The sequence below is a fragment of the Streptococcus sp. 20925_1_77 genome (assembly GCF_041432125.1).
Lineage (GTDB): Bacteria > Bacillota > Bacilli > Lactobacillales > Streptococcaceae > Streptococcus.
In genome coordinates, this window is the sequence record NZ_JAPVZB010000013.1 from 32,453 (window position 1) to 43,650 (window position 11,198).

Below are 11,198 nucleotides of genomic sequence, written 5' to 3' on the forward strand. Positions count from 1 at the left end.
TGTAGATTGGGCTTTTTCGCTCTGTCCGAATGATTCCTGTTTGCCATTCTCATTAGAAAGTAGAAATCTTCAGCTTCTACCAAAAGATTCTTGTCCTCCGCTATGATATAATGGGGACAGTACAAGGGAGGAAACCAATGTTACAAGAACTAGCCTTTACAGGCCAATGGAGACACTATCAAAAACGCGTTCTCGATAAGAGTGACGCTTTTATGGCGGATGGCCACCTGCATTTGGTAGCAGCTCCTGGATCGGGAAAAACAACCCTGGGAATCGAATTTATCAGACGCTTTGGTCAACCAACCCTAATCTTGGCTCCTACGGTCACCATTCGTCAACAATGGGTGGACCGGATTATCCAAGCATTCTTGAAAGATGAAAGCCAAGCGGAACAATTGATCTCTCAGGACCTCAAACATCCTAAGCTGATTACAGTGGCTACCTATCAGGCCCTACACAGCGCCATGAACCAAGTCGTCGGTCAATCACAAGCTGAGGATACCGATGACCAGGCAGAGATTGAAACATTTGATTTCAAAGGCTTTGATATCTTTACTACTTTCCAAGCCATCTCACTCGGAACCCTTTGTTTGGATGAGTGTCATCACCTGCGTAATGAGTGGTGGAAGAGTTTGGAAGCCTTTCGTCAAGCCTTCCCTGACTTAAAGATGATCTCCCTTACTGCTACCCCTCCCTATGAAGGGGATCCTGCCCTTTGGGATCGCTATATCCGCATGTGTGGTGAGATCGATGAGGAAATCACCGTCCCCGAATTGGTCAAAGAAGACACCCTTTGTCCCCATCAAGACTATGTTTACTTTGCCTTTCCAACCAAGGAAGAGCAAGAGCAATTGGATGCTTTTAGCCAACAAAAGAATGCTCTCTTGCAGCAACTGACTTCCGATCCCCTCTTTTGCCAACACCTTCAAACCTGCCAGGCCTTATCGGGTCAGATCAGCAATGATGAATTGCTCAATGAGCCTAAGTATCTCTCTGCTACCCTGATCTTTCTTCGAAGCAAGGGAATTGAATTTCCCAAACGTTTCCAGGACCTTTTAGGAGCCAAGAAACTACCTGCTTTCACCCTGGACTGGCTTGAAATTCTCCTGCAAGGTCTGCTCTTTCAGGTGCCTCAATGGTACAATCTACCTGAGGAATACGAGAAGCAACTGCTTCATGAATTAAAAGCAGCCAGCTTGATCGATCGAAAACAAGTTAAACTAGTCCGCAACAAAAAACAAGACCTTCTACTCAACCAATCCCTCGGAAAACTCAATGCGGTTCGAGAGATTTTCAAGGCCGAATACCAGGCTCTTGGAAGCCGACTGCGCCAACTGGTCCTAACAGACTATATTCGTCAAGATTTCGAAGTTCATCTCGGAGATAAAGACGCCCAATTTACTCAATTGGGAGTGCTCTCTTATTTCGAATCCATTCGCAGGGAAAGCATAGAGCAAGCAACTCCTCCTGCCATCGCTGTATTGACCGGTAGCATTGTCATCATCCCTACGATCGCTAAGCCAAGACTAGAGGAGCTGCTAGGAGGGAATAGACTGACTTATCAAAGTGTTGGCCAATTATCTCCTGATGACTTTCTCAAGGTTCGTTTGGTCGGTTCTCAACATGATTTGGTGACAGCTGTGACCCAGCTCTTTCAAGAGGGCCTCATCCAGGTTGTTATTGGAACCAAGTCTCTTCTAGGAGAAGGCTGGGATGCTCCCTGCGTCAATTCCCTGATCCTAGCGAGCTTTGTCGGCAGCTTTATGCTCAGCAACCAAATGCGAGGTCGTGCCATCCGAGTGTGGCCTGAGGATCCAGACAAGACCAGTAACATCTGGCACCTGGTCTCCATCAATCTTTCCCTAAAGAAATGGTATGAAAAGTCCGATCTTGAAAAGGAAGAGATCGAAGCCCTCACTGATCAGTTGAAAGAATACAGTCCTGATCTGGAGCTCTTAGAAAGACGGATGAAGCAATTTTTAGGTCTCCATTACAAGGAGCCCTTCATCGAATCCGGTATCGAACGTCTAGCCTTTGACAATATCCGCTATACTAAAAAACAGTTACAAAAACTAAATGAAGATACCTTGGAGCGCTCCACTCATCGTCAAGAACTTCGGGATGGCTGGCAAAAAGCTCTTCCGATTCTGGAGAATATAGAGATTGCAAACGAGGTCCAAGTGGATAAACACTTCCTGCCCCTGGCCCTATTTTTTGATGCTAGAAAGCTAGCTCGTTGGCTGACGGCTGCTACTTTGACCGATTCTTTCGCCAACCTGATTTACTATTCACATAGAGGTGGATGGAATACAGCTTCTCTTATTCTTCTATTCGTCTTAGCTGTTCTCGCACTCCTTGCTTGGCTCCGCTACTACCTCTATAAGAGTCCTTATAAACGTCTAGAGGTCTTTGGCCAGGCCATTCACCAAGCTTTACTCCTTTCTGGCCAGATCCAGACCCAGGAGACCCGTATCCAAGTGGTCCGAGATAAGAAGGATGCCATCAACACGCTGATCTATATGAAGGGCGGAACCATGCGAGAGAAAGAAGTCTTCTCGCAAACCATGATCGAGTTTTTCGCACCGATTGAAAATCAGCGTTATATCCTGAAAGCACAGGAAAAGGTATCCGATCAAACAGAATATTTCGCTGTACCAAGCCTCTTTGACAAACGGAAAGAGGATGCCCAAGCCTTTGTGGAGCAAATCCGAAAGAGCCTAGGTAAGTATGACCTCGTCTATACCCGAAGTGCCGAAGGTCGCGCTATTCTCCTTGATGCGCGCATTAAGGCCTTAGCTAATAAACAAGAGCGCACCTTCACCAAGAAACAAGTGATGTCGGATTTGAAGTAAAAATTTATTTCACAATAAAAGAAAAGTCTAGTAGATTCATTTCTACTAGACTTTTTCGTTACTCAATCACAATCATAGCCTTAATAGTCTTGCGTTCATCCATATCTTTATAAGCTTGATCAATCTCATCCAAGCTATAGCTATGAGTGAAGACACGTCCTGGATTGATATCGCCATCCAGAACGGCCTTGAGCAAGAACTGCTTGTCATAGGTGGTGACAGAGGCTGCTCCACCTGCCACAGAAATATTTTGGGCAAAGGTCGAACCTAGAGCACGGTTCTTGTAATGAGGCACACCGACAAAACCTAAACGTCCACCATTGTGAAGGACCCCAAGGGCTTGATCGACAGCTGCTGCGGTACCGACACATTCAAGAGCTGCATCTGCTCCACCTCCGAGGATTTCACGAACCTTGGCAATGCCTTCTTCACCACGCTCAGCGACAACTGCTGTCGCGCCTGACTCCAAGGCCATCTGTTGACGGTCTTGGTGACGGCTCATAAGGACGATTTGTGATGCTCCCCGCATTTTGGCTGCGATCACTGCACATTGACCAACGGCACCGTCCCCGATGACCACTACTTTGTCAGCAGGCTTCACGTCTGCTACACGCGCTGCATGGTAGCCCGTCGGCATGACATCAGCCAGCGTCAAGAAGGATTTGAGCATAGCTTCTGTATAATCAGATGGTTGACCTGGAATCTTGACAAGGGCCCAATTAGCAAAGTGGAAACGGATGTACTCCGCTTGCACTCCATCAGACCAGTTGGTGCCGATATGACGGTCACAAGTCCCATCGTAGCCAGCACGACAGGCATCACACTCTCCACAGCCATGGGTGAAAGGTGCGATGACAAAATCTCCCGGTTTGACCGTTGTAATGGCCTCACCGATTTCTTCGACAATCCCAATGGCTTCGTGGCCACTATTTTGGTGCCCCGCTTCAATATCTGGATTACGGTAGCTCCATAGATCGGATCCACAGACACAGGTGCGAACGATACGGAGAATGACATCATCTGGCGCTTCGATCTGTGGACGTTCCACTTCTACAAGGCCCACTTGCCCAGCTTCTGTATAGACTGTTTTCTTCATAGGGACGACCTACTTTCTATTGCTTACTTATCTATAGTATACACTTTTTATCGAGCTTCTGCTCATACCAAGTCGTCATTAATGGTGGTGATGATCATGCCCATGACCTTGATCAGTTTCCAGGTCTTCGATATTTCTCTTGTGAGCTCGGTGGGTTGCCAAGTCTTCATCTACCTCAATGGTGACGTTTTGAAAGCCACAATCTTTGAGCAAGGTACGAATCGCTTCTTTACAAACCTCCATGTGGTTGACATGCTCTAGACAAACATGGACAATGGCGTTCTTTTCCAGCCCATCCATGGTCCAGAGATTAAGCTGATTGATACTAGCCACATGGTCCAACTGTTCCAAATCACTCTTGACTTGCTGGATATCTACTCCTTCTGGCACGGCATCCAGGAAAATCCTGAGCGTGCTCCAAAAACGTGGAATGGCTTTTGACAGAATAAAGATGGAAATGGCAAGAGATAAGAGCGGATCCAGGATATACCAGTCGGTAAATCGGAGAACAATGGCCATTAAGATGACAGCCACCCAACCTAAGGTATCTTCCAGAAAGTGCAGGCTGAGAATGGATTCGTTCTTGGTTTGCCCCTTGCGAATGACGAGACTCGCTAGCACATTGATGCTGACGGCTATGATTCCAAGCCAGAGGATGCCCTCATCGTTGACAGGTTGTGGGTGAACCAATTTCGTTATATTTTCCAAAATGACCAGAACAGACCCTGTCATGAGAATCACAGCTGTTACCATGGCCCCTAAAAGGCTAAAGCGCTTGTAGCCCAAGGTATAGTGGCTGTCTTCTTCACGATTGGAAATACTCTCCAAAAAGGCGGAGATCCCAATAGCGATTGCATCCCCCAAGTCATGGACCGAATCCGCAAGGACTGCACTGGATCCAAAAATCCCTCCTGCAATAAACTCAACAATGGCATAACTCAAATTCAAGAAAAAAGCGATCCAGACCGCATGTTTTGTCTTCATAATCCTTAATCCTCTGATATAATAGATTCATGAACATCATGTTCATTATCTATTATCCACTACTATCAACAGAAAGGATAGGAGCAAACTGTTTAGGGTGTACGTTACTGAACAATTTGTTCAAATTGTCCATATGAATACTCAGGATCGTCGCATCACCAAAACTCGAAAAGCTATCTATCAAGCTTTCTTACACTTACTCAACCAAAAAGACTACGAGGCCATCACCGTTCAGGAAATTATAGACCTTGCTGATGTGGGGCGCTCGACCTTTTACAGCCATTACGAGAGCAAGGAATTATTGCTAGATGAACTCTGTCAAAAACTCTTTCACCATCTCTTTGAGCGTGCTGAACACCTCTCACCACAAGACTATCTGGCTCATATCTTTCAGCATTTCAAGAAAAATCAAGATCATGTGACCAGTCTCTTGCTCTCTAAAAACGATTATTTTATCCGGCAACTGCGAAAAGAACTAGAACACGATGTCTACCCAATGGTTGCCGACGAACTCATCAAGGCCCATCCAACTCTCCCTCACTCTTACCTCAAACACTTGGTCGTCAGCCATTTCATCGAAACCCTCAGCTGGTGGTTGAAAAAAGGCAAGTCCTACACCGAACAAGAAGTGATCCAATTTTATTTGGAGATTTTAAAAGTGGGCTCGAACTAGAAGGGAGTATTTTCAATGACCAGCGTGCAATTTTACTTTCTATTTCCATCACTCTTCATGCTTCACGAACTGGAAGAAATCGTTTGGATGCCATCCTTTGTCAAAAAAATATCAATCCAGTATCCAAACAATCGAATCCTAACTTATTACACTCCTTTTGCTTTCAACTTTATTGTCTTGGAGCAATTTCTCATCCTAATGACGTCTCTATATCTTAGTTACCAGTTTAATAACTATAGCATTTACGCAAGCATCATAATCGCTTATATCTACCATGTATTCGGACATCTGATTCAAACAATCGTTATACGAAAATATGTGCCTGGGTTGTTAACGGGCATTTTAACAAGTTACTTTTCTATCATTTCCCTCAAAAATGAAATTCCAATTACACTTTATGGTTACTCTCTTTTTACCTTATTGGTTATTATTTTAAATCTTGTAGTATCATTTATGATTCTTCATAAAATCAGTCATAAAAAATAGTACTCAGGCAATCATATCTTAGAAAGGAAACCGTATGTTCTTCCCCATTCTTCTCGGCTTTTTGACAGCCTTCTTTGCCCTTGCTTTTGCTCTTCTTCACTTATTGGCTTCTCTTTCTGAAGTTAAAAAAGGAAATCACACTCTAGGAAATACATTTCTCCTCATCGGAAGTAGTCTTGCGACCTTATCTCTCACCCTCTACTTCTTTTTACCGATTATCACTCTAGTTCTTTGGCTGATTGGTTGTGGTTTGATTTGCTACGGGGCCTATTGGAATGGGAAACACAAAGGAAACTTCCACCCAGTTCATCACCTGATTCGGATGTGCATCGCTCTAGTCCTTACCATCTTGTTAGCCTTGTTATAAGAAAAGCTCAAGTTTTAAGAAAAAACTTGAGCTTTTGTATTTTCTATTGATCAAGCCATCAACAGCATGAGAATAGGGATCACCACCATGGTTGCAAGGGTCGTCTCTGTCACCATGACTGCTGCATAATCACTATCAGCTCCGTAGAGTCTGGCAACAACTGGCGCATTGGTCATCACAGGCATAGCGGACTGGATGATAAAGACTTGCTTCATCAAGTTTGGAAGAGGCATCCAGTAAACGATGGAAGCCATCAAGAGAGGAGCAACCAGGAAACGACCTAGTAGAATCAATAGTTGCTCTTTTCCAAGAACCAACTGCTTCACACCTACATGAGATACTGATAAACCGATGAATATCATGGACAAGGGGGTCGTTAAATTGCCCAGATACTGCAAATCACTAGCCAGAAAGGCTGGCAACTTGATCTGCAGCATCACCAAGACTAGTCCCAAGAGAAAGCCCATCAGAGGCGGAGAAAAGACTTTTTTCAGACTCGTTTTGAGATCAAACTGAGCTTCTCCCTCACCATCCCGCTGAATCAGATAGGTCCCCAAAGTCCAGAAAAAGGTCGTATTACACATGTAATAGATCAAAACATAGGGAATACTGGCATCTCCAAAGAGGGCTTGGTTAATAGGAAGCCCCACGAAGATGGTATTGGAGTTAAAAAACATGGAAATAAAGAGGCCACGACGGTCCTGTCTCACTGCAAAGATCCTGGCTACTCCTGTCGCGATGCCAAGCAAAATAACCATAGACAGGGCAGGAAACCGCAAGGCTGGCAACATTTTTAGAAGGTCAGCTGCTGTGAAACGCTGTGTGATGGTGTAGAGCATATAGCAGGGAAGAGCGACTTGAGTGACCAGTTTAGCGAGTAGGCCACGCGACTTGTCATCGAACCAGCCTTTTTCACCAATGACAAAGCCCACTAAAATCATGCCCAGGATGACCAGGATCCCTGATATGCTCTTCAAAAAGATGTCCATGTTCTCCCCTTTTCTTTTTTAAATTTGAACTAAAAAAACATTTTTTACAAGTCTCAAAAACTACTCTAGTATATCATAAAAAGAGGTGGGGCAACATTGCCCAACCTCATGCATTTTATTAATTGTCACTAATACCCCTTCTTAGCTGCCTTACTCCATTGGTACCAACCAACGAGACTGTTGATAAAGTAAATCAAGAAAAACCAATAAAATGGTGGGGACTATGGCGAAAATAGATGATTCAGTTAAAAAGAAAGTTCCAGAATTGCGATTTAAAGGATTCACGGATGAATGGGAACAGCGTAAGTTGGGAGACAAAGTTCGAATAGTGATGGGACAGTCTCCTAATTCAGAAAATTATACTGATGATCCTAATGGGCGCTAAAAATGCGAAGACCTATGAAGACCTATTTTGTATTAGTCAAACAAAAGATCCAAAAGAAATGGTATATGATTATGACCATGAAATAAAGTAAAACCAAACCGAGTGATCTGAGGAAGCACCCGATGATCATGAAACGTTATTAAATACAAAAGTCACCCATGTGAGTTCTTGCCAGAAGCTGAAGTTAATCCTTCAACCTGGAAAACCCGCAGAGGTGACTTTTTCTATACATCTCGATTTTTCTGGCAATAATCATTAACCGATAAATATGTCTGTGAATCACCCAGCGACTTCGCTATGTCCATAATCCGCGGTGGTAGTAATCCCACTCGCTGGACAAGTTCGTGATCGCTGAATAATTCCCGTGGACTGCCGGCGAAGCCAAACTTCCCGTGTTCCATAACATACACCGACTCAAACTCGGCGGCGACCCAATCCATGTCATGGGTGATGGTCACAACTTGGTGGCCCGAATCAGCCAACTGATGGAAAATTGCGGTCAACTTGCGCCGGCTTTCCCAATCAAGCGACATCATCGGCTCATCAAATAAATAAATCGCCGGATCCACTGCCAAAACTGTGGCAACGCTCAACAGCTTGCGTTCCGACAATGACAGGTCATATGGACTTTCAGCTGTTTTATCATCCAAGCCAACTCTTTTTAGAGCCGCTAAAGCCCGCCTCGTAATCGTGTCGTGGTCATCCATGACCTGCGCGACACTCCACTCCACCTCTCGTTGAACGGTCGGGTTGAAAAGCTGATCGTCAGGATTCTGAAAAGTAATCCCAACCTTCAGTAACTTTTCGACTGGTTTAAGATCATTAAAATTTTCTCCATCGATCTTAATCACACCGGTTTGTGGTGTCAGCAAGCCCGTCAACAATTTGAAGAGCGTTGATTTACCGGCACCATTTTGGCCGACAATCGCCACCATCGGATCGGCGAAGTGTTTGTCTTCAACATCCAAGCTAAAGGACCGTTCCGGATAAGTGAACGTCAGGTGGTTCAGTTCAATTGTGGACATAAAAAACCTCCTTCAGTTCAGCGTCATTCACCGGATACCGGCCATCAGCCAAGTGCCAATCCATTTTTTGAGCAAGTTGCTGGATTGTTGGGGCTGGAATCTGCCAGTCAGCTTCCAAATGATTAAACACCTCACCCGGCCTGCCCTGGGCTACCATTTGACCCTCGTGCAGCACCCACACAACGTCGGCGACTTCGCACAAATCGTCAATTTCACTGGTGACAATGAAGACAGTCGTCTCTTTGACTTGGGCCAGCCATTGGAAAAATTGCCGGCGGCCAAGGGGATCCATCTGACTGGTCGGATCATCCATAATCAAAACAGCCGGATTAGCCACAATCGCCGTGGCAATTGCCAACCGCTGGATCTGACCACCAGAAAGGCTCTCGGGACGCAAATTCAGCTGTTCAATCAGCCCCATTTGCGTGGCAACTTCTTCAACCCGTTTTTGAATCAGTCCTTCAGCCATTCCCTGATTAATCAAGTCAAAGGCAATTTCATCGGCAACCGTGTCTGCCAACCCGCTTAGTTGGCCAGCTGGATTTTGCAGTACAACTCCATTCATGGCATTATAAACGGGCCAATTGTCGGACACTCGCTGGCCAAACATGTGCCAGTCGCCCTCAATCTCAGCAGACACCATTTTGGGAATGACCCCTGCCAGCACACGGCACAAAGTCGATTTGCCGGAGTGGCTATTCCCGATAATCCCAACCACCTGGCCAGTATGAACCTCCGCGTTAATCTGACGCAGTTGTGGTTGCTCAGTACCCGGATAACGGGTGGTCAAATTTTCAATTACAATCCGTTTATCTTCGTCCATATCTTCCACCCAATCAATAAAATTGCCAATCCAGTCAGACCAATGTGCAGCGTCCGCGACAGGCGATACACGCGCTGGGAGGTTCTGACAGTCCGGTTGGGATTATCAAAACCTCTCAGTTGGAGAGAAATCGACCGCGCCATCGATTGATCCAAGGTCTTAATCACCAATGGAATTAGAACCGGCAGGACTGACTTTAATTTCTGAATCAACGTTTTTTGCGGATTGGTTCCGCGAACTTTTTGTGCCTGCTGGATTTTCCGCATATTGCGCATCATTTCCGGCAAAATATAACAGACCGACATCAGAACGTAGACGGTTTTATAAGACAATCCGGACAGTTCCAAATAGGCCGCGTTTTCTGAAATACTCGTGGTCACCATAAAAAAGCCACTGGTCAAAATAATCACCAATACTCGACAACCCAGAGTGGTGGCGTAAATCAGGCCTTCTTTGTAGAACGACACCCCAAGCACAGAAAACAGCACAGTTTGATTCCGACTGTAAAATAACCCTTGGATGATCAGCATAGTGCAAATCAGAAACAGACTGAATCCCAGCGCCTTAAAGATGGTAGAACTCAATTTGGAAAATAACAATAGCAGTGTTGCGACAAGAATTAATCCGGCCTGAAGTAATAAATTCATACTGGCAAAGCTCAACAACGTCATGTCCAAGATGAACAAGAGCTTAGTAATCGGATCGATCACCTGGTACCACTTGAGCTTGACCCGTGGCGCTCCAGAAATCAATGTTTGATCAGTCATCATTTATCACCGCTAAAGAAGTGCACCATCCGCTTCGGCAGCTGACGATAGATGAAGAATGCTAGGTAGGCCACGCAGACTTTATCCAAAATATCCAAGACAAACTCATCGGTAAATGAGGCTAGCCACACTGGTGCATGATTGGCGACCATTACCGCAAACAATGAGTCACCCCAAGCGATACCGGTCTGACCACCCCAAAAGATGACGTTGAGTGGCGTTGAAATGACAGCTGAAACGATGGCAATAATAATAGCAGAAACAAATACTCGTCGCGCTGACGAGAACCACCCATTGGCGTGCAAAACTCCGACAGCAATCCCAATTCCGATGCTGGTAATCGCATACACGGTTGAAATTGGCGATAAGGTCAGCCCATAGATCACATTGTTGATGAAACCACTGATGGCACCGGCAACCGGCCCAGCCAACATGCTGGCAAGAAAGGTTCCCAAAGACCCCAGCCAAACGGGCAACTTTAACCCCTCCGCCAAGGCTTTAGCAACATAGTTAATCCCCACGGCAGCGGGAATCAAAGTCATGGTGGCAGCACTTAACTTAAATTTCCACATACTGGTACGATGAATCGGTTCTGTTTTCATAATCTTCTCCTTTTGTTTTTAAAGAGCCGTGTCTGTTTAGACTTTCGGACGCAACGCTCTATAGATTTTTATGGTTGAACTGCCTTCATTCTAGCAGAATCACCTTAGTCGACATCGGATCCTCTCCTTGAAAACACTTGTTCAACAGT

General features: G+C 45.3%; 12 protein-coding genes. 5 read left to right on the top strand and 7 right to left on the bottom strand.

Annotated features, from left to right (window positions below; all coding sequences use genetic code 11):
- The first annotated feature begins 137 nt into the window (after nucleotides 1–137).
- A complete protein-coding gene (locus O3626_RS07605) occupies nucleotides 138–2,852 on the top strand; it encodes a DEAD/DEAH box helicase family protein (RefSeq protein ID WP_371496213.1) in 2,715 nt (904 codons plus the stop codon).
- A gap of 58 nt (nucleotides 2,853–2,910) precedes the next feature.
- Here O3626_RS07605 and O3626_RS07610 read toward each other — a convergent pair whose 3' ends face one another.
- Both O3626_RS07610 and O3626_RS07615 read right to left on the bottom strand, forming a co-directional pair.
- Nucleotides 2,911–3,948 (bottom strand): zinc-binding dehydrogenase, encoded by a 1,038-nt coding sequence (locus O3626_RS07610; protein ID WP_371496215.1) that lies wholly within the window; start codon nucleotides 3,946–3,948, stop codon nucleotides 2,911–2,913.
- Nucleotides 3,949–4,026: 78 nt separating this feature from the next.
- Nucleotides 4,027–4,932, bottom strand: coding sequence for a cation diffusion facilitator family transporter (locus O3626_RS07615; protein WP_070665585.1), 906 nt, complete (start codon nucleotides 4,930–4,932; stop codon nucleotides 4,027–4,029).
- A gap of 133 nt (nucleotides 4,933–5,065) precedes the next feature.
- On the opposite strand from O3626_RS07615, the gene O3626_RS07620 reads away from it, so the two are divergent.
- Genes O3626_RS07620 through O3626_RS07630 form a run of 3 tightly spaced genes read left to right on the top strand, consistent with a single transcriptional unit; the run spans nucleotide 5,066 to nucleotide 6,458 of the window.
- The gene (locus tag O3626_RS07620; protein WP_223325458.1) at nucleotides 5,066–5,605 is read left to right on the top strand and encodes a TetR/AcrR family transcriptional regulator; all 540 of its coding nucleotides are present in this window, start codon (nucleotides 5,066–5,068) and stop codon (nucleotides 5,603–5,605) included.
- Nucleotides 5,606–5,620: 15 nt separating this feature from the next.
- Nucleotides 5,621–6,091 (top strand): HXXEE domain-containing protein, encoded by a 471-nt coding sequence (locus O3626_RS07625; protein ID WP_003008702.1) that lies wholly within the window; start codon nucleotides 5,621–5,623, stop codon nucleotides 6,089–6,091.
- Nucleotides 6,092–6,125: 34 nt separating this feature from the next.
- Nucleotides 6,126–6,458, top strand: coding sequence for a glucuronide permease (locus tag O3626_RS07630; protein WP_371496217.1), 333 nt, complete (start codon nucleotides 6,126–6,128; stop codon nucleotides 6,456–6,458).
- 50 nt (nucleotides 6,459–6,508) lie between these two features.
- Here the strand turns inward: O3626_RS07630 and O3626_RS07635 are convergent, their stop codons facing one another.
- A complete protein-coding gene (locus O3626_RS07635) occupies nucleotides 6,509–7,447 on the bottom strand; it encodes an AEC family transporter (protein ID WP_049490417.1) in 939 nt (312 codons plus the stop codon).
- A gap of 223 nt (nucleotides 7,448–7,670) precedes the next feature.
- Here O3626_RS07635 and O3626_RS07640 point away from each other — a divergent pair, with 223 nt between their 5' ends.
- Nucleotides 7,671–7,832 (top strand): hypothetical protein, encoded by a 162-nt coding sequence (locus O3626_RS07640; protein ID WP_173018768.1) that lies wholly within the window; start codon nucleotides 7,671–7,673, stop codon nucleotides 7,830–7,832.
- 224 nt (nucleotides 7,833–8,056) lie between these two features.
- On the opposite strand, the gene O3626_RS07645 is transcribed toward O3626_RS07640, so the two are convergent.
- From O3626_RS07645 to O3626_RS07660, 4 genes are read right to left on the bottom strand one after another with little or no spacing between them, the layout of a single operon-like run.
- Nucleotides 8,057–8,857: an energy-coupling factor ABC transporter ATP-binding protein gene (locus tag O3626_RS07645; RefSeq protein WP_371496220.1), complete on the bottom strand. Its 801-nt coding sequence runs from the start codon at nucleotides 8,855–8,857 to the stop codon at nucleotides 8,057–8,059.
- Nucleotides 8,844–9,680: an ABC transporter ATP-binding protein gene (locus O3626_RS07650; RefSeq protein ID WP_371496222.1), complete on the bottom strand. Its 837-nt coding sequence runs from the start codon at nucleotides 9,678–9,680 to the stop codon at nucleotides 8,844–8,846. The genes O3626_RS07645 and O3626_RS07650 overlap by 14 nt, the downstream gene beginning before the upstream one ends.
- A complete protein-coding gene (locus O3626_RS07655; RefSeq protein ID WP_171963570.1) occupies nucleotides 9,656–10,447 on the bottom strand; it encodes an energy-coupling factor transporter transmembrane component T in 792 nt (263 codons plus the stop codon). The genes O3626_RS07650 and O3626_RS07655 overlap by 25 nt, the downstream gene beginning before the upstream one ends.
- On the bottom strand, nucleotides 10,447–11,049 hold the full coding sequence (locus O3626_RS07660; RefSeq protein WP_021153833.1) for a hypothetical protein: 603 nt from the start codon (nucleotides 11,047–11,049) through the stop codon (nucleotides 10,447–10,449). Before O3626_RS07660 ends, O3626_RS07655 begins: the two co-directional genes overlap by 1 nt.
- Between the last annotated feature and the right edge of the window lie 149 nt (nucleotides 11,050–11,198).